At 65.1% G+C, this 18346-nt stretch carries 21 protein-coding genes; 4 read left to right on the forward strand and 17 right to left on the reverse strand.

Annotation, left to right across the window (positions count from 1 at the left end; translation table 11 throughout):
- Nucleotides 1-106 precede the first annotated feature (106 nt).
- The 9 genes from B5525_RS42310 to phnG are packed head-to-tail and all read right to left on the reverse strand — an operon-like array spanning nt 107 to nt 7059.
- A complete protein-coding gene (locus B5525_RS42310) occupies nt 107-718 on the reverse strand; it encodes a pyridoxamine 5'-phosphate oxidase family protein (RefSeq protein ID WP_079572375.1) in 612 nt (203 codons plus the stop codon).
- A gap of 14 nt (nt 719-732) precedes the next feature.
- Entirely contained in the window at nt 733-1329 is a 597-nt protein-coding gene (gene phnN / locus B5525_RS42315; protein WP_079572377.1) for a phosphonate metabolism protein/1,5-bisphosphokinase (PRPP-forming) PhnN, read from the reverse strand.
- On the reverse strand, nt 1326-2483 hold the full coding sequence (locus tag B5525_RS42320; RefSeq protein ID WP_079572379.1) for an alpha-D-ribose 1-methylphosphonate 5-triphosphate diphosphatase: 1158 nt from the start codon (nt 2481-2483) through the stop codon (nt 1326-1328). Before B5525_RS42320 ends, phnN begins: the two co-directional genes overlap by 4 nt.
- A 9-nt stretch (nt 2484-2492) precedes the next feature.
- Nucleotides 2493-3191, reverse strand: coding sequence for a phosphonate C-P lyase system protein PhnL (phnL, locus tag B5525_RS42325; RefSeq protein ID WP_079572381.1), 699 nt, complete (start codon nt 3189-3191; stop codon nt 2493-2495).
- Between the two features lie 9 nt (nt 3192-3200).
- A complete protein-coding gene (phnK, locus tag B5525_RS42330) occupies nt 3201-4001 on the reverse strand; it encodes a phosphonate C-P lyase system protein PhnK (RefSeq protein ID WP_079572383.1) in 801 nt (266 codons plus the stop codon).
- Nucleotides 3994-4878: an alpha-D-ribose 1-methylphosphonate 5-phosphate C-P-lyase PhnJ gene (locus tag B5525_RS42335; protein WP_079572385.1), complete on the reverse strand. Its 885-nt coding sequence runs from the start codon at nt 4876-4878 to the stop codon at nt 3994-3996. The genes phnK and B5525_RS42335 overlap by 8 nt, the downstream gene beginning before the upstream one ends.
- Nucleotides 4875-5981 carry a carbon-phosphorus lyase complex subunit PhnI gene (locus B5525_RS42340; protein WP_079572387.1) on the reverse strand — a complete coding sequence of 369 codons (1107 nt, stop codon included), beginning with the start codon at nt 5979-5981 and terminating at the stop codon, nt 4875-4877. The genes B5525_RS42335 and B5525_RS42340 overlap by 4 nt, the downstream gene beginning before the upstream one ends.
- Before the next feature lie 3 nt (nt 5982-5984).
- On the reverse strand, nt 5985-6593 hold the full coding sequence (phnH, locus tag B5525_RS42345) for a phosphonate C-P lyase system protein PhnH (RefSeq protein WP_079572389.1): 609 nt from the start codon (nt 6591-6593) through the stop codon (nt 5985-5987).
- Nucleotides 6594-6597: 4 nt separating this feature from the next.
- Nucleotides 6598-7059 (reverse strand): phosphonate C-P lyase system protein PhnG, encoded by a 462-nt coding sequence (gene phnG / locus B5525_RS42350; protein WP_079572391.1) that lies wholly within the window; start codon nt 7057-7059, stop codon nt 6598-6600.
- Between the two features lie 143 nt (nt 7060-7202).
- Between phnG and phnF the strand changes: the two genes are divergently transcribed.
- Nucleotides 7203-7931 carry a phosphonate metabolism transcriptional regulator PhnF gene (gene phnF / locus B5525_RS42355; RefSeq protein WP_079572393.1) on the forward strand — a complete coding sequence of 243 codons (729 nt, stop codon included), beginning with the start codon at nt 7203-7205 and terminating at the stop codon, nt 7929-7931.
- A 10-nt stretch (nt 7932-7941) separates the two neighbouring features.
- Here phnF and phnE (B5525_RS42360) read toward each other — a convergent pair whose 3' ends face one another.
- From phnE (B5525_RS42360) to phnC, 4 genes are all read right to left on the reverse strand, one after another.
- Nucleotides 7942-8790, reverse strand: coding sequence for a phosphonate ABC transporter, permease protein PhnE (gene phnE / locus B5525_RS42360; RefSeq protein WP_079572394.1), 849 nt, complete (start codon nt 8788-8790; stop codon nt 7942-7944).
- Nucleotides 8787-9671, reverse strand: a complete 885-nt coding sequence (gene phnE / locus B5525_RS42365; RefSeq protein WP_079572396.1) for a phosphonate ABC transporter, permease protein PhnE — start codon at nt 9669-9671, stop codon at nt 8787-8789. The genes phnE (B5525_RS42360) and phnE (B5525_RS42365) overlap by 4 nt, the downstream gene beginning before the upstream one ends.
- A gap of 91 nt (nt 9672-9762) precedes the next feature.
- On the reverse strand, nt 9763-10695 hold the full coding sequence (phnD, locus tag B5525_RS42370) for a phosphonate ABC transporter substrate-binding protein (protein ID WP_079574490.1): 933 nt from the start codon (nt 10693-10695) through the stop codon (nt 9763-9765).
- Between the two features lie 75 nt (nt 10696-10770).
- Nucleotides 10771-11586, reverse strand: coding sequence for a phosphonate ABC transporter ATP-binding protein (gene phnC / locus B5525_RS42375; protein ID WP_079572398.1), 816 nt, complete (start codon nt 11584-11586; stop codon nt 10771-10773).
- A gap of 253 nt (nt 11587-11839) precedes the next feature.
- Between phnC and B5525_RS42380 the strand changes: the two genes are divergently transcribed.
- The 3 genes from B5525_RS42380 (at nt 11840) to B5525_RS42390 (ending at nt 14484) form a co-directional block, all read left to right on the forward strand.
- A complete protein-coding gene (locus B5525_RS42380) occupies nt 11840-12508 on the forward strand; it encodes a chloramphenicol acetyltransferase (protein WP_079574491.1) in 669 nt (222 codons plus the stop codon).
- The gene (locus B5525_RS42385; RefSeq protein WP_079572400.1) at nt 12505-13698 is read left to right on the forward strand and encodes an alpha-D-ribose 1-methylphosphonate 5-triphosphate diphosphatase; all 1194 of its coding nucleotides are present in this window, start codon (nt 12505-12507) and stop codon (nt 13696-13698) included. The genes B5525_RS42380 and B5525_RS42385 overlap by 4 nt, the downstream gene beginning before the upstream one ends.
- 78 nt (nt 13699-13776) lie before the next feature.
- Nucleotides 13777-14484 carry a DUF1045 domain-containing protein gene (locus B5525_RS42390; protein ID WP_079574493.1) on the forward strand — a complete coding sequence of 236 codons (708 nt, stop codon included), beginning with the start codon at nt 13777-13779 and terminating at the stop codon, nt 14482-14484.
- A gap of 28 nt (nt 14485-14512) precedes the next feature.
- Here the strand turns inward: B5525_RS42390 and B5525_RS42395 are convergent, their stop codons facing one another.
- The 4 genes from B5525_RS42395 to B5525_RS42410 all read right to left on the reverse strand — a co-directional run bounded on the left by B5525_RS42395 (nt 14513) and on the right by B5525_RS42410 (nt 18340).
- Entirely contained in the window at nt 14513-14776 is a 264-nt protein-coding gene (locus B5525_RS42395) for a hypothetical protein (RefSeq protein ID WP_079572402.1), read from the reverse strand.
- Nucleotides 14777-15009: 233 nt separating this feature from the next.
- On the reverse strand, nt 15010-16377 hold the full coding sequence (locus B5525_RS42400; protein WP_079574495.1) for a sensor histidine kinase: 1368 nt from the start codon (nt 16375-16377) through the stop codon (nt 15010-15012).
- Between the two features lie 67 nt (nt 16378-16444).
- Nucleotides 16445-17122 (reverse strand): response regulator transcription factor, encoded by a 678-nt coding sequence (locus B5525_RS42405; protein ID WP_079574496.1) that lies wholly within the window; start codon nt 17120-17122, stop codon nt 16445-16447.
- A 309-nt stretch (nt 17123-17431) separates the two neighbouring features.
- Nucleotides 17432-18340, reverse strand: coding sequence for a hypothetical protein (locus B5525_RS42410; protein WP_079572404.1), 909 nt, complete (start codon nt 18338-18340; stop codon nt 17432-17434).
- Nucleotides 18341-18346 lie beyond the last annotated feature (6 nt).

Here is an 18346-nt window from a genome sequence, read left to right on the forward strand (position 1 = left end):
GCTTAGCAGAGTGCGGGCAGGAGTCTCTCAATTTGCCGTGTCGGATGTGTTGATAACGCGGCATATATCGCAGCGCAGCACGGTAAACCAACCACTTGGCAGCCGCTCACCACAGCGATTGCTGCGCCCGCTCCGGCCATTCCCGATCATAGCTTTCACCGCCGACGCGATTCCCGCTCATGTCGGCGAGGATCTGGCCCGGCGTCGGCAGCGTTTTGGGGTCGACCCGCTTGTCGGGATTCCACAGGTCCGAGCGCACGATGGCGCGCGCGCATTGGAAATAGATTTCCTCCACGGTCATGACGATGACCGTGCGCGGCATCTTGCCGTCCATCTTGAACGACGCCAGCAAATCGGCATCGGCCGAAACCTGCGCGCGGCCATTGACGCGCAGCGTCGAGCCGGAGCCCGGGATCAGAAACAGCAGCGCGACGCGGGGATCACGCACGATGTTGCGCAGCGAATCGACGCGGTTGTTGCCGCGGCGATCCGGCATCATCAAGGTCCTCTCATCGTGAACCCGGACAAAACCGGGCAGGTCGCCGCGCGGCGAGCAATCCAGTCCTTCCGGCCCGCAGGTCGCCAGCGCCGCGAACGGCGACTTGTCGATCAGCACGCGATAGGGCGGCGTGACGCGGCTGGCGACCTTGACGGTGGAGGTTTCGCCGGGCTGGCCGTAGATCGCCTCGAGCTGCTCGATGGTCGCGATAACGGACATGGCTCTCTCCCCGCCTAATCGTCCCACTTCTCGCCCTTGATGATCCGCACCAACTGGCGCGCGTGATACTCCGCGCTGGCCGTGTTGACGATGGTGACATCGGGCGCCGCGGCCGCATCCTCAACGGTGCGATGCAGCCGGTGCTCGATCCGGCCATCGCTGCCGCGCCCTCGCATCGCCAGCCGTTCGGCCAGGACGTTCGGCGGCGCGGTGACGCACACCACCACGATTTCGGCATAGCAGCGGCGCGACGCCGCGATCACGGTGCGCGAAACGTTGACGACCACGGTCCGCCCGGCGCGGATATCGTCGTCGATCGCGCGCGGCAGCGCATAGCAATGGCCGTGCGCCTCCCAGTGCATGGCGAATTCGTTGCGCGCCAGCGCATCCCTAAAGGTGCCGGCGCTGACCTCTTCATTGTCCTCGGAGGCCGATGCTTCGCGCGTGATCACGCGGCGCGGAAACACGATATTTTCGTCATCGACACAGGCTGCTTTGGCCAGACGGAGCAGGGTATCCTTGCCGGCACCGCTCGGCCCCACCACCAGAACAAGACGGCCCGGGCCGATCGCGGCGGAGGGATCGGCGGTGATATCAGGTGCTTCGCTCATGCGACACGCTGCCCTTCGCGCCAGACGCTGCGCACCACCGGAATGTCGCGCGCGACATGGACACGGATCAGGTCGGCGCGCTTGCCGGGTGCGATCTCGCCGCGGTCGGCGAGCCCGACCGCTTCGGCCGGCGTCTTGGTGACGGTGCGGACGGCGGAGGCGAGATCGATGTCGGCCACGCGCTGCGGCAGTTGCAGCGCCGCCATCAACAGGCTCGAGGGAATGTAGTCGGACGACAGGATGTCCAGCAGTCCCTCACGGGCGAGATCGATGGCGGCGATGTTGCCGGAATGCGAACCGCCGCGCACCACGTTCGGAGCGCCCATCAGGATGCCGATGCCGGCCTGGTGCAGGCCGCGCGCGGCCTCGATCGTGGTCGGGAACTCCGCCACCGAAACCCGGTCGCGGATGGCGTCGGTGACGTTCTCATCCGTGGTGTCGTCATGGCTGGCGAGCGGAATCTCGTATTGATGCGCCAGCGCCACGATCTCGCGCATGTTGGTCGCAGCATAGGCCTTCTGATAGGCAAACCGCCGCTCGAACAGCGTGTCGAGCTCGGCGTCGGTCATGCCGGCGCCCTTGCCGCGATAATAATCGCGCAGCTTGCCTTCGTCGCGGAACTGGCGCTGGCCCGGCGTGTGGTCCATCAGCGACATCAGCCGCACGTCCGGCCGGCCGATCAATTCCCTGGCTTCTTCGACCACGCTCGGCATCGGAATTTCGCAGCGCAGATGCAGGAAATGATCCGAGCGCAGCAGGTTCGAATCGCGCGCCGCGGCGATGGCTTCCGCCAGCACCCCTGCCCGGCCGTCGACTTCCTCGGCGCCGTCCTCGCGCCAGACCCGTAAAGAGTCCAAAACCGTGGTGATGCCCGACGTCGCCAATTGCCCGTCATAGGAGACGACGGCGGCGATCGGATCCCAGAACACTTTTGGGCGCGGCACGTAGTGCGCCTCGAGATGATCGGTGTGCAGCTCGATCAGGCCGGGCATGATCAGGTCGCCAGCGGCGTCTTCGCTGCCGGCGGGCGCGTTGCCCTCGCCGATTTCGGCGATGCGGCCATCCGTCACCGCGATCCAGCCGCGCTCGATCACGCGGTCCGCCAGAACGATCCTGGCATTGCCAAGCACGGTCTCGTTCCCCATCGAAGTCATCTCTCTTCCCTATGCCGCTGCGGCAAACGATGTCACGTCGACCACCCGGTCGGCGATCAGTCGGCGGATCTCGTCGTCATGGACAATCGCCACCATGGCAACGTCCGCGCGTTTCTTTTCGTCGATCAGTTCGACCACCACGGCGCGATTGGCCGCATCGAGCGAGGCAGTCGGCTCGTCCAGGAGCAGCACCGGCAGGTCCGAAATAAAGCCGCGCGCGATGTTGACGCGCTGCTGTTCGCCGCCGGAAAAGGTCGATGGCGGCAGCGCCCACAGCCGTTCCGGAATATTGAGCCGGCGCAGCAGCTCCCCTGCCCGCTCCCGCGCCTCGGCCCGCGCCATGCCGTTGACGATGAGGGGCTCGGCAACGACATCGATGGTCGCAACCCGCGGCACCGCGCGCAGGAACTGGCTGACATAGCCGATGGTCGCACGGCGAACACTGAGCACCTGGCGCGGTTCGGCGGCGGCGAGATCGATCACGGTGCCCGCATGACGGATGCCGATACGGCCGCCATCGCAGCGGTAGTTGCCAAAAATCATTTTCAGGATCGAGGATTTGCCGGCGCCGGAGGGTCCGGACAGCACCACGCATTCGCCCGCCTTGACCTGAAAGGACACGCCGCGCACGACAGGCAGTTCCACCCCGCCCTGCAAATGCATGATGAAGGTCTTTTCGGCGTTTTCGATCTCGATCATCGCAGTCATCGGTTCAACTCACGCCGGCAAAATCGAAGAGACGAGCAACTGGGTGTAGGGCTCGCGCGGATCGTCGAGCACCTGGTCGGTCAGACCGGTCTCGATGACGCGGCCCCCCTTCATCACCATCACCCGGTGCGACAACAGCCGCGCCACGGCGAGATCATGGGTGACGATGATCGCCGCAAGGCCGAGTTCGCTGACGAGGTTGCGCAGGAGATCGAGCAGACGGGCCTGCACGGAGACGTCGAGCCCGCCGGTCGGCTCGTCCATGAACACCAGCCGTGGCTCGGTGACGAGATTGCGCGCGATCTGCAGCCGCTGCCGCATGCCGCCGGAATAGGTGCGCGGCGCATCGTCGATGCGCCCGATATCGATCTCGACCCGCTCCAGCCAGGACGACGCGGTATCCCTGATCCGGCCGTAATGGTTCCAGCCCACCGCCATCAGCCGCTCGCCGACATTGGCGCCGGCCGACACCGCCATCCGCAAGCCCTGCGCGGGATCCTGATGCACATAGCCCCAGTCGGTGCGGAACAGAAACCGCCGCTCGGCCTCGCCGAGGGCAGCGAGATCGCGCAATACCCCATCGCGCATGCGGTACGACACGTGGCCGGCGCTCGGCGCCAATTGCGCCGACAACAGTTGCAGCAGCGTCGTTTTGCCCGAACCGGATTCGCCGACGATCGCCAGCACCTCGCCGGGATAGAGCGCAAAGGAGACGTCGCGGCAGGCGGTGAGCCGGCCGTAATTCTTGCCGAGGCGCTCCGCAACAAGCAGCGGCTGGTCGCGGTCGGCTATGTTTTGTGGTTCAGCCATGCGCGCCCTCCTTGTGCGGCGCCGCGCTCTCGGTGCCGCGATGTCCCTGGGCCTGCCGGGTCTCGCAAAAATCGGTGTCGGAGCAGACGAACATCCGCCCGCCCTGGTCGTCGGTGACGATTTCATCCAGATAGGAGTCGTCCGCCCCGCACAGCGCGCAGGGCGCGTCGAAGCGATAGCGCGTGAACGGATGATCCTCGAAGTCGAGCGACTTCACTGACGTGTGCGGCGGAATCGCATAGATGCGCTTCTCGCGGCCGGCGCCGAACAATTGCAGCGCCGGACAATCGTCCATCTTCGGATTGTCGAATTTCGGCGTCGGCGAAGGGTCCATCACATAGCGCGCGTTCACCTTCACCGGATAGGCGTAGGAGGTGGCGATGTGGCCGAAGCGCGCGATGTCCTCGTACAGCTTGACGTGCATCAATCCGTATTCGCCGAGCGCGTGCATGCGCCGCGTCTCGGTCTCGCGCGGCTCCAGAAACCGCAGCGGTTCCGGGATCGGCACCTGATAGACCAGCACCTGGCCGGCGTGCAGCGGCGCCTCGGGAATGCGGTGCCGGGTCTGGATCACGGTGGCATCCGCGGTCGATGTCGTGGTTGCGACGCCGGCGGTCCTCGCGAAGAATTTCCGGATCGAGATCGCGTTGGTGGTGTCGTCGGAGCCCTGGTCGATCACCTTCAGCACGTCGTCCGGCCCGAGGATCGCCGCCGTCACCTGCACGCCGCCGGTGCCCCAGCCATAGGGCATCGGCATTTCGCGGCTGGCGAACGGCACCTGGTAACCTGGGATCGCGATCGCCTTGAGGATGGCGCGGCGGATCATCCGTTTGGTCTGCTCGTCGAGATAGGCGAAATTATAGGCGGGCGCGTTCATTCCGCAGCCTCCTGCAGCGGCGCGGAATCATCCGACGTTTCCGAAAACTCCTTGCGCAATTTGCGCAGCAGACCGAGCTCGGACTGGAAGTCGACATAATGCGGCAGCTTGAGATGCTCCACAAAACCGGTCGCCTGCACATTGTCGGAATGCGACATCACGAATTCCTCGTCCTGTGCGGGCGCCAACACTTCCTCGCCGAGCTCGCGGGCGCGCAGCGCGCGGTCGACCAGCGCCATCGACATGGTCTTGCGCTCGCTCTGCCCGAAGGCGAGCCCGTAGCCGCGGGTAAAACACGGCGCCTCGGTGGCCGAGCCCTTGAACTGGTTCACCATCTGGCATTCAGTCAGCGCGATGGCACCAAGCGGCACCGCGAAGCCGACCTCCTCGGCGAAAAACTCCACCTCGACCTCGCCGAAGCGGATTTCGCCGGCAAAGGGATGGTTGCGGCCGTAGCCGCGCTGCGACGAATAACCCAGCGCCAGCAGAAAGCCCTCGTCGGCGCGCGCGAGATTCTGCAGCCGCAGATCACGGTCGGCAGGGAAGCTCAGCGGCTCGCGCGTGAGGTCGCCGACCGGCGTATCGGCATCGGCTTGCGGTGACGATTCGATCAGGCCGTCGCGGCCGAGAATGTCGGTGACGCGCGGCATCGCCGCGGGGGACGCCTCCGCGGTCGCGGGCGCCTCGGGCACAAATCCTTCGGCCAGCTGCGGGTCCAGCAGCCGATGGGTGTAGTCGAAAGTGGCCCCAAGAATCTGGCCGCCCGGAATATCCTTGAAGGTCGAGGATATCCGCCGGCGTACTTGCATCTCGCCGGTATCGACGGGCTCGGTCGCGCCGAAGCGCGGCAGCGTGGCGCGGAAGGCCCGCACCAGGAAGATCGCCTCGATCATGTCGCCGCGCGCCTGCTTGATCGCGAGTGCGGCGAGTTCCCGATCGTACAGCGAGCCCTCGGACATCACGCGGTCGACGGCAAGGCTGAGCTGCCCGGAAATCTGGTCGAGCGCTATTTCCGGGACGCCGGGATCGCCGCGGCGCTCATGCGCCAGCAGCCGATGGGCGTTCTCGATGGCGCGCTCGCCTCCCTTGACGGCGACATACATGGCTCAATCTCCCTTCGCGGCGAGCCGCGTGGTGCGCGGGATCGCGACAATGGCATCGTCGGCCACCAGCACGACGTCGATGCCGCGCGGAAACAGCGCAGCGTTGATGGCTAGCCGGTCGAACAGATCCGTCGGCTGGATCATGGCCCGCAGTGCGGCCGTGCCGTCGATGCCGGGTCCGCGCAGTTCGAAACCTGGGCCGTCCGTCAGGCTTTCGACCTGCAGGATCAGCGTGGTCGAACGATCCGGATATTCATTGCTGCCGAACGCAAAACGATCCAGCGCGGGCAGCGAGCGGGCATCGCCGAACAGCGCAAAGCTGCAGATCGAGGAATCCGCGATGACCGGCGCGCCGGTGTGGAACTTCAGCCACTTCGTCACATCCGAGGTCCCGGACATCGCAGCGTCGAGCCAGACCGGCGTGTCGTGGTCGAACAGGGTCAGCGCGATGGCAGCCGCGCCGCGCATGACCGGCGACGGCGCGCCGCTTGTGGCCACGATCCGCTGGACGCTGCCGGGGCGCGCCATCGCGTCCATCACGGAACGGAACGTCGATTGCGCCGACAACACCTTGTCGGCGAAGCCCGCGGGCAGTTCGGCAATCGTCGTCATCGCTTCAGCCTTCCCCGCGCACCAGCGTGTAGAAATCGACCCGCGTCGCCGCGGTCTCCCGCGCGTTGCGGTCTCTGGCGGCGACGATCGCCGCGCGCAGCGGCGCCAGCACCGTCGTCTCCACCGCGTCCGAAAACTCCTTCGACTGCACCAGCGCGTCGCACAGCGCGATCAGCCGCGCCTTCTGCCGGTCGCGGCCGAGCGCGTAGCCGAAGCCGACCTCGCCGCTCGCCAGCCGCACCGCCGCGCGCGACACCGTGGCCTCGCCGACGTTGAACGGCGCGCCGTCGCCACCGATGCGGCCGCGCACCATCACGAGGCCGTTCTCCGGCTCGCGCAGATCCTCATAGGCCGGCGCGGTGACGGAACCGAGACAACCCGCAATCGCGGCAGTGTCGGAATGCGCCAGCACCGCCATCGCCGCCTGGCGCCGCGCCTGTTTGCCAGTTTCGCCGCCTGCCGTCATATCGGTCTTGTCCTATTCAGTTCTTGCTGGAATCAAGTTGTCTATGATACTAGACAACTTGATAGCGTTGCGCCATGACTGTTTCGTGACAAGGCCATGATTTTTCCAATGCCCCTCTCTCAGCCACATGAGCGGTTCCCACCATGAGCATCCAGGACGCAGCTTCCGGCGTGGCGCTGTGGCGGCAGGTTGCCGACGGCATCGAGCGCGGCATCGCCTCCGGCGCATTTGCCGCCGGCGAGAAACTGCCGGGCGAGATCGAGATCGCCGAAACCTACCGCGTCAACCGCCATACGGTGCGGCGGGCGCTGGCGACGCTGGCCGAGCGCGGCCTGGTGCGCGCCGAACGCGGCAGCGGCACCTATGTCGAGGCCGCGAAGATCGCCTACCCCCTGCGCTCGCGCACGCGGTTTTCCGAAATCGTCGGCGCCGGCGGCCGCGAGCCGGATGGCCGGCTGATCGGCGCCTCCGAAGAACTCGCGAGCCGCGAACTGGCGCGCCTGCTGGCGTTAAAGACCGGCGCTCCGCTGATCCGGATTGAGGTGCTGCGGCTGGCCGATCGCACGCCGATCTGCGTCAGCACCATCTGGCTCGGCGCGGAGCGCTTTCCCGAAGCCGCGCCGGCCTATGATCGCCTACGCTCGATGACAAAACTGCTGGCGCATTACGGCATCCGCGACTATCGCCGGGCCTCGACCCGCGTCACCGCAGCGATCGCGGACGCGACCGATGCGGCGCGGCTCGAGCTTGCCCTGGGGCGTCCGGTGCTGGTGGTCGACAGCACCGACATCGCCACCGACGGGACCCCGCTCGCGACCAAGCGCTCGCGCTTCGCCGCGGAGAGAGTCGAGTTCGTGGTGGAGAGTGGTTAACTCGGAATCGTCACACCACTGCACGCCGCCCGATGATCGCAAAGCGGAGCTTGCTGGAAATCCAGTCGATGGCGGCGACCGCGACCAGGATCATCAGGATCAGGAACGACACCTTCTGCCATTCCAGCACCCGGATCTGCTCGGCGAGCTGCAGGCCGATGCCGCCGGCGCCGACGATGCCGATGATGGTCGCCGAGCGCGTGTTCGACTCGATGAAGTAAAGCACCTGCCCCGCGATTACGGGCAAGACCTGCGGCAGCAGGCCGAAGCGGATTTCGTGCAGCGCGTTGCCGCCGGAGGCGCGGATGCCTTCGACCTGCTTCTGGTCGGCGCCCTCGATCGCCTCGGAGAACAGTTTTCCGAACGCGCCGAAATCCGACACCGCGATCGCCAGCACGCCGGCGAACGGACCGAGACCGACGACGTTGATCCAGACCAGCGCCCAGATCAGGGTGTCGACACCGCGGATCGAATCGAGGAAACGGCGCACCGGAAAGCGGAAGATATTGGACGGCACGATGTTCCTGGCCGCCAGCAGGCTGACCGGCAGCGCGAATAATGCGGCGAGCGTGGTTCCGAGCAGCGCGATCGACAGGGTTTCGCCGAGCGCCTTCAGGTAAAGCGGCAGCGAGGAGCCGGGATCGGGCGGGATCATCATCATCGTGATCCAGCCGAGCTGATGCAGGCCCGCCAGCATCCGCGCCGGCGAGAAGCCGAGATGAACCAGCCCAAAGGCAAAAATCGCGAATGCGCCCAGCAGCATCAGCGGCGTGGCAAGCCGCGCCGACAGCGGCCGGTCGAACACCCCGGGGTGCCGCGTGTAAAGGCCATCGAGATCGGGTACCGGCAATTTGCTCATGCGCGCCGTTCCCTGCCGAACAGCCGGCCGCGTATCCACCCGGTTCCGATGTCGATGACGAAGACGGTGAGGATGATCATCACCAGAATGGCGCTGACATCCGAGTAATAGAACTTGCGGATCGCCACCACGAGTTCTTGTCCGATGCCGCCGGCGCCGACAAAACCCATCACCGAGGCGCCGCGCACATTGATCTCGAACCGCAGCAAAGTGTAGCTGGCAAAGCCCGCCGCGACCTGCGGCAGCACCGCGAACCGCATGCAGGAGATCCAGCCGGCGCCGGTGGACCGCACCCCCTCGACCGGCTTCATGTCGACGTTTTCGACGATCTCGGAAAATTGCTTGCCGAGCGCGCCGATGGTGTGGATGGTAATGGCGAGAACGCCCGCCATCGGACCGAGACCGAAGGCGATGACGAAGATCAGCGCGAATACGATATCGGGTACCGTGCGGCAGAACTCCATCAACCGCTTAACGACGATGCGCAGCCAGGTTGCCGGAGATGTGTTTTCCGCCGCCAGAAAGTTCAGCGCAAAGCCAAGCACAGCGCCCGAGACCGTGCCGACGTAGCTGATCAGGATGGTCTCACCGAGATAGAACGACCATTTGCGCCAGCCCCAGAGCCATTCGCCGATATCGGTCCAGACCCGCTGGCCGTTGTCGAGCGTGGCGATGCGGTCGAAATAGCTGATGAAGTGGCCGAAATAGCCAAACAACGTCCGCAAGTTCACTTCCGCCCCGACCGAAGCGACGGCAAGCGCGAGGAGAAACGCCGCCGCCCCCAGCGTGATGCGCAGACGCTTGCGCGCCACCGCCTTGCGATAGGCCGCGTTGAGCGCGGTCAGTTGCTGGCTGGGGAGTATGGTGACAGCGACGGTCATGCGGGCTTGGGTTCAGGCCATCGGTGAAGGAGATGTCGGCAAACAAAAGAGCCGGGTCACGGGACCCGGCTCAGGTTTCGTGTCCTGTCGATCAGGACGCCTTCTTGCGCAGATTGTCGACGAATTTGATCAGCTCGATGGTCTTGTTGTAGTCGTCATTGGTGATCGGCTGCCACGGCAGGTTCTTGCCGTCGGAGAGCTTCTTGAACGCGTCCTTGTCCTTTTCGGGAGCTTCCAGGAACGCCTTCTTGATCGCGGCCTTCATGTCGTCGGGCAGGTCGCTCAGATAGGCATAGGGCGAGTTGATGATGAGGTCCGACTTCACGATGATGCGGAAGTCTTCCTTCTTCAGCGGAGTGCCGTCGCTCGACTTGACCATGTTCTTGGCGAGCATGCGCGTCAGGTTGGAATCGTCTTCCGCGTTCCACCAGTTGGCGGCGACGTCGACCGTGCCCTGCGCCAGCGCCAGCACCGCGTTCTCATGGCTTCCGGTGAACAGCACCTGCGAGAAGTAGGTGTCGGGATCGATGCCCATCTGGTTCATCTTGAAGCGCGGCATGTTGTTGCCGGAGGTCGAGTTGGGGTCGACCAGGCCGAGGTTCTTGCCCTTCAGATCCTCGATCTTCCGGTACGGGCTCTTGGCCAAAACGTAGAACACCGAATAATAGCCCTTGGAACCGTCGGCATTGACGTCGATCACGAACGCATCGGTCTTGACGCCGGTGACGCGCGCCCGCGCAAACGACGCCGGACCGTAGTAGCCGATCTGGATGTTGCCGGCGCGCTGGCCTTCGATCACGGCGGCATAGTCGTTGGCGACGCGGAGCGTGACCTTGACGCCGAGTTCCTTCGACAGATAGTTCACGAACGGCGTATAGCGCTCGGTCACGCCGGAGCCGTTCTCGGCCGGAATCACCGCGAAGGTGATCTCCGGATATTTCGCCTTCCAGTCCTCCGCAAAGGCGGTGGTGGCGGTGAATGCCAGCATGGCTGAGCCGGCAATAACGGTACGACGGTTGATCATGACGTCCTCTTTGTTTTCAGTGTGGAAGTCGATTGCCTGCAAATTCGCAAGAACGCGATGGCGACGGACGGGTCTTCAGGCCGCGGCAGCGGTGCCGAGAGCCGGGATCGTTGAACCGGCGGGCAGGCCGGCCGGCGCAGTGCCCATCACTTCATTGGCCTCGAGATCGTAGAGTTCGCGCGCAATGTGCTCGGTCAGGGTGGCCGGAGCGCCATCGAACACCACCCGGCCCGAGGCCATCCCGATCAGGCGGTCGCAATAGCTGCGCGCCAGATCGAGCGAATGCAGATTGCAGATCACGGTGATGCCGAAGTGCTTGTTGATGCGCAGCAGCGCATCCATCACGATGCGGGTGTTGCGGGGATCGAGCGAGGCGATCGGCTCGTCGGCAAGAATAATGTCGGGCTCCTGGACCAGGGCGCGCGCGATCGCGACCCGCTGCTGCTGGCCGCCGGAGAGCTGGTCGGTGCGCTGCGCCGCCAGCGACGCCATATCGAACTGCTCCAGCGCCGACATCGCGACCGCGAGGTCTTGTTCGGGCCAGAGCTGCGCCAGCGAGCGCCACAGCGGAATTTCGGAGATACGCCCCATCAGCACATTGGTCAGGACATCGAGGCGGCCGACCAGGTTGAACTGCTGGAAGATCATGGCCGAGCGGGCGCGCCATTGCCGCAGCTCCCGGCCGCGCAGCGCCGTGACGTCGACGCCTTCGAAGACAATCCGTCCCGAAGTCGGCTCCGCGAGGCGATTGATCATGCGCAGCAGGGTCGACTTGCCGGCGCCGGAGCGCCCGATCACCCCGACAAAGCCGCCGGGTGTAATCGAGAATGACGCATTGTCGACCGCGGTCTTTGTGCCAAACCGGCACGTCAAACCATCCACCACCAGCATGCAATGCTCTCAGCTCGTTGTTTGAGCGCGATCTTTTTCGAAAACCGGTTCCCGGCTTCCCGGACCATGCTCCGACTCCCTCCATCGCTATCCTCTGGATTCGACAGTTATGTGACAGTCGCGCTGCAGTGCGGCCGTCGTCCACACCGGCGCGCTCCGTCATGCAATCGTCATGACATTGTCATCAAGCCCATCGATGACGTGCAGCCTTGATCCTTTTTCGGATCGTTATCCATCGTTTGAGGACGCCCGCATGGCCGGCAAGATGCTTTCGGTTGATCCTACGGTGGATCCGAGCGCCAAACTGCACGACGTCAAACTCGGCGCCTATTGCGAAGTCGGCGCGCGGACGATCCTGCAGGAAGTGACGATGGACGATTATTCTTATGTCGTGAACGACGCGCAGATCACCTATGCGGGAATCGGAAAATTCTGCTCGATCGCCGCGATGACCCGGATCAACCCCGGCAATCACCCGATGCACCGCGCGACGCAGGCCCACTTCACGTACCGCGCCAGCACGTATTTTCCGGAAGAGAGCGACGACGCCGAATTCTTCGAATGGCGGCGCTCCCATCGCGTCCAGATCGGTCACGACGTCTGGATCGGGCATGGCGCCGTCGTGCTGCCGGGCCGCAGCATCGGCACCGGCGCCGTGGTCGCGGCCGGCGCCATCGTCACCAAGGACGTCCCGGCCTACACCATCGTCGCGGGCAACCCGGCGCGGACGATCCGGCGGCGGTTTCCCGAAGATGTGACCAACCGGCTGGCGGAGCTTTCGTGGTGGGACTGGAGCCATGAGGCCCTGCGCAGGGCGCTGCCCGACTTCCGCAAACTGGTGGTCGAGGATTTCCTGGCAAAATACGAGGCTGCGGCCACGTTAAGCCGATCGTCCCTCCCGAAGCGAAGTACAGCATTGTGACCGACATTCTTATCGAAGGCGGCGAGGCGCTCCTCGCTGGCGAGTTCGTTGAAACCAGCCTGCGGATCGAGGACGGCGAAATCGGCGCGGCCGGCGCCCGCCATGGCCGCGCTTCCCTCGGCCTCGATGCCAGCGGCCTGAAGGTGCTGCCCGGAATCATCGACCTGCATGGCGATGCGTTCGAACGGCAGATGATGCCGCGCGCGGGCGTCGATTTTCCCGCCGACGTGGCGCTCTACGACAGCGACCGGCAGGCGATCGGCAACGGCATCACCACTGTCTTTCATGCCACGACCTGGTCGTGGGAGCCGGGCCTTCGCAGCGCGGATAATGCAAGGCTGTTGCTCGAGGCGATCGAGACCATGCGGCCCCAACTCGCCGCGGACACCCGTTTCCACCTCCGCCAGGAAACCTACAACCTCGATGCAGAGGCCGAAATCCGCCAATGGCTGTCCGACGGGCGCGTCGACCTGTTCGCGTTCAACGACCACATGGATTCCACGGTCGCCAACTTGACCAAGCCGCAAAAGCGCAGCCGCATGGTCGAGCGGACCGGCCTTTCCGGCGAGGCGTTCGATGCCCTGGTGGCGCGCGTCGTCGCCCGCGCCGACGAGGTCCCCGCCTCGATCGCACGGCTAGCGGAAGCGGCGCGAAGTGCTGACGTGCGGATGCTCTCGCATGACGACGATAGTGCGGAAATGCGCAAAACCTTTCGTGGCATGGGCGTGAAGATCGCCGAATTCCCGGTCAACGAGGAAACCGCCTGCGCCGCGGCCGAGGCCGGCGACGCCATCGTGTTCGGCGCGCCCAATGTCGTGCGCGGCGGCAGCCATACCGGATGGACCCGGGCGTCAGACATGATCGCCAAGGGCCTGTGCTCGGTGCTGGCCTCCGACTATTACTATCCGGCGCAGCTCTTGGCCGCGTTCCGCCTCGTCGCCGATGGCGTGCTGCCGCTGGCCGCTGCGTGGGACCTGATTTCCGCCGGCCCGGCCCGCGCCGCCGGACTTTCGGACCGCGGAGTTCTGGCGGAGGGCTGTCGTGCCGATATCATTCTCGTCGACGACGAAAAGCCGCTGCGGCCGCGCATCGTCGCCGTCATCGCCGCGGGCCGCCTGGTTCATTTTACCGACGCGAGCCGCCTGATCCATTCTCCGGTCGCCCGGCGCGAGGCTGTTGCGGCCGAGTGAGGCGGCTTGGATTCTTCTTTGACGCGTTTTACGCGAACCGGTTCCCGACTTCGCTTGAAAACGCTCTATGTTGGCGATATGGCCCCCTTTCCCCGCTATGCGATCTATTATGTGGCCGCAGCCGGCAGCGATCTTGATCGCTTCGGCGCGCAGCATTTGGGCTATGACGCCTTTAACGGCACCGACCTGCCCTTTCCCGAAGACGTGACGCAGACGGTGCCGGATTGGCGCGAGCTGACGCACGATCCCCGCAAATACGGCTTCCATGCCACGTTGAAGGCGCCGCTGCCGTTGGCACAAGGCAAGTCCGAGACCGAACTTCTTGGCGCTTGCGACATCTTTGCCCGCACGCCACGGCCGATTCCGGTGATCAGGCCGGTCGTCGATTCCATCAGCGGCTTCATCGCGGTGGTGCCGGCGGAGCCGGTGGCCGAACTCGAACGGCTGGCCGCGGATTGTGTCCGCGAATTCGATGGCTTCCGCACGCCGCTCGCGCCGGAGGACCGGGCGCGGCGCAATCCCGAAGCCCTGACGGCGCGGCAGCGCGACTATCTCGATTGCTGGGGCTATCCTTACGTGCTGGAAGAGTTTCGATTCCACATGACGCTGACGGGCCGGCTCAACGCGCAACGACGCGCCCCCATCCTGAACATGCTGCGCGATCGCTTTGCCGCGCTCGGCCTCAGGACGCTCGCGATCGACCGAATCGCGCTGTGCCGTCAGGACGTGGCCGATTCCCGGTTTCGTATCCTGAAGCCATTCGCCCTGACGCCAGCCGCCGACTAATCACTTTGGATTTTCAGCCGAGCGCGCGTCAGCACCCGCGGCAGATGTTCAACTGCTTGTCGAGCTGCTCATCGAGCTTCTGCTGCTGCGCATCCTGGACCGCCTGCTGCTGCTGCTCGGCCTGGTCCGCGGAGGAATTCGGCGTGAACTGCTGGGCGCGGGGCTGCAAATGGCCGATCGGCGCGTTGCCGTAGACGGTGAGCCCGGAAGTCACGGGTTCGGCATTGCCAACGGCGCTGCCGGACACGAGCGCGCCACCGAGGATCGTCGCGATGAGAAGAGTCTTGCGCATTGGATTACTCCACCGAAATTACGCCGGCGCTGACAACGAAGATGGCTCGCCACCGCCGCCCGTCCCATTACACAAATATAAATCCGGGGTTCTCGGCTGCCATTAAAAACGGCTTTACTTTTCTTCAACTGCACGATCACGCGCTTGAGGCGCTTTGAAAACGGGCGAGCCAACATGAATCTTTTTCTAATCGCACGCGCCCGTTACTGACCCGTCCAGGCCGGGCAGGCTCGTCAGGCCTGCTGGCTGTCGGGACAGACGATATCCACGCGGCCGCCCGGCCCAGCGTGAATGGTCAGCTTAAAACCGTGCAGCCTGACGATCGCAGCCACCAGGTTCAGGCCAAGACCCACTCCCGGCGTATTCCTGATCTTGTCGGAACGGTAGAAACGCCGCAGCACGGCCTCGCGCTCCTGCTCGTTGATGCCGCAGCCGGTGTCGGTCACGCGCACGATGGTCTGACGGTCGCCGCGCAGCAGCTCGATGCTCACTTGACCGCCCTCAGGCGTGAATTTGATGGCGTTGTCGACGAGGTTGGCAACCGCCTCGAACAGGAGATCGCGGTCGCCGCGCACGCTGAGCCGCTTGTCGGCCTCGACCCGCAGATTGATGCCCTTGTTTTCGGCGATCGGCTCGTAGAGGTCGTAGACCTCGCGCAGCATGTCCTGCAGCGCCACGCTGCCGAAACCCGCCGAGCGCCGGCTGTTCTCGATCTCGGCCAGCCGCAGCAGCGCCGTGATGATCGAGAGCGACTGGTCGATGCCGGCGATCGCCTTGTCGGCCACGGCCTGAAGCTGCTCGAGGCTGGTCGCGTTGGTTCGCCCGCGCTCGAGCGCGAGCCGCGCCCGCGTCAGCGGCGTTCGCAGATCATGGGCGATGTCGTTGCCGACGCCGGCGAGCGCGTTGATCATCGTCTCCATCTCATCGAGCATGCCGTTGACGATGACCGCGAGCCTGGAAAACGGCTCGTCGACGTTACGGTGCGGCAGCCGTTCGCGCAGATCGCCGGCGATGATGCGCCGGACCCGCTGGTTGACCTCTTCGACCCGCTTCTGGGCGCGCATGCTCAGCCACGCGCCGGCCATCAGGCAAAGCAGAAATGCCGGCAACAGGCCGAGCGCCAGCGCCTGACCGACGACATGGGAGATCTCGCGTGCCTCGTCGACCTCGCGCCCGATCAGCAGCGCATCGCCGCTCGGCATGCGCCGGGCGATCGCGCGGATCACGTGCTTCTCCTCGCCGGACGGAAACGTCCTGACGATCGAAACGCTCTGGACGGAATCATCCAGTCTGAGCGGGGACGGAAAATGCTCGAGATTGCCGGCGAGCTTGCGGCCGTCCGCATCGAACAGCCCGGCATACTGGACGCCGCGGGAATCCTCGTTGAGCTGTTGATCGATGGCTTCGACGCGGCGACCGGCGGGCAGCGCCGTAATGAAATCGAGTTGCCTCGCGATCATGGTGTCGGATCGCGCGACCAGATAGTCGTCGGTCTTCCAATAGATGAAACCGAACAGCACGATGACGAAGATCGCGAACACGGCCGCGACCGCGAGCGCCCAATGGAAGGTGTTGGAGCGGATGAATTGCGGTTGACGCATCGAATCCTGCCGGCCGGATGTCATGCCTGACGTCAACGGCGGCGCAATGCTGCCGGCCATCCGAGCCCTATGAACCGCTGCGAAGAATGAATCCGGCGCCGCGGACATTGTGGATCATGGGGACGTCATCGGGCCCGTCCACCTTATGGCGCAGACGGCCCATATGCACGTCCACCAGGTTGGTGGCCGGCACGAATTTGTAATTCCAGACCTCCTCCAGCAGCATGGCTCGGGTCAGCAACTGGTCGCTGCGCTGCATCATGTATTCGAGCAGGCGAAATTCCCGCGGCAGCAGGTCGATCGCGCGCTCGCCGCGCTTGGCGGTGCGTTCGATCAGATCGAGTTCCAGCGGCCCGACCCGCAGCGTGGTCTCGCGCGATTCCGATGGCCGGCGCAACAGCGCCTCGATGCGAGCGACGAGTTCCACGATCGCGAACGGTTTTGTCAGATAATCGTCGCCCCCCATGCGCAATCCGCGCACCCGGTCGTCCACCGCGCCAAGCGCGCTCAGCACCAGCACCGGTGTGCGCACCTGGTCCTTGCGCAAGGCCTCGATCACCGTGAGGCCGTCCATTCCCGGCAGCAGCCGATCGACGATCATGGCGTCGGGCCGCGTCGAACGCGCCTTGTCCAGGCCCTCGACGCCGTCGGCCGCCCACTGCACTTCAAAGCCGCGATCGGCGAGTTCCGCAGTAATTTCCTCGGCGGTTTCGCGGTCGTCCTCGATCAGAAGTAGCTTTGCCATCAATTCAATCTCTACGGCCGCGGCAGAATGCGCGGCGCCCTCGCCCGGCTTCCTCGGAACCCTAACCTTGTCGGGTATCAATGCCATAACGTGTACCACCCGCAAATACCCCGGTTTCGCATTTGAAAGAGCCGGACAGCGCCGCGGTCCTATTCAGGGAGGATAAGACCAGCGTGCGCCGTCCGCTCTGCGGCCGCAGCCACCGCCTCCGGGGGCAAGCGCGGTGGGGCCGCTCGACAACAAAGATAATCGCGGCGGGCCGGCCGCACCATTAAATAGCGTTTTAGAGTTGGTAACCGCCCGGGGGCGTCAGCAGCCCGACGGCGAAGCAGGCGTCGAGACGCCGGGAGTTGCGAGGGCGCCCGAGGCGTTGGCCGGCGCCATCATGCCGGGTGTAGCCAGATTCATCGTCACGCTCTCGGCGCAGGCGGACGTGTTCGGCGTCGGCATCACCGCCATGGTCGGATCGATGCTGGTGCCGGCGAGTTGCGTGACGTCGGGCTCAATCGTGCCCGGCGCCGGGCTCGCTGGGATCTGCGGCGTCGACAGCGGCAACGCCGCGCCGTTAACCGAGAGACTTCCCGGACTTAGGCTGCATGCGCTGGTCACCGTTGAATTACCAAGAGTGATTGGCGCGATGGTCCCGGTCGTACTTCCGCTGATCGAAGTGGAGGTCGTTGCCGATGGCCCCAATGGCATCGCCGTCGTCGTGCTTGTGCTCGCCGTTGACACCACGCTAGTCCCCTGCGTCACGGTCGTCCCCGGCGTCACGACGATGGTCCCCTGCGGCTCGATCGTCCCCTGCGGCAGGATCACGATCGTCCCCGACGGCAGGGTCGTCCCCAGCGGCACGATCGTCCCCGGCGGCGCTGCAAACGTCGACGAGGTGGTGGCGCCGCTCGGTATTGCGCTCGCCGTCACCGGAGCCGATGAAGTGGTTTGCGTTGGGAACGCGGTTTGCGCCGATACCGGAGAGCAGTTGACGCTGGTCCCCGGGGCTGTGGGATCAAGCGCCAGCGGCACCGCCGCCAGCGTCGTGTCGGGAGCGCCCGGCTGGGTCGCCGCCGAGAATGGGCTCGGGCCGTTGAGCGGAGAGGACAACATCGCACCCGGCGTCGATGAAAGGCCCATCGCCGTGGTGCCCATGGTGGAGACCTGCGCCAGGCTTGCGTGGCAGCCCAACAGCAGGGCACCAGCCGCGAACAGAAAGCGTTGCATGGCGAT

Origin of the sequence: Bradyrhizobium erythrophlei (assembly GCF_900129505.1) — a bacterium.
Lineage (GTDB): Bacteria > Pseudomonadota > Alphaproteobacteria > Rhizobiales > Xanthobacteraceae > Bradyrhizobium > Bradyrhizobium erythrophlei_D.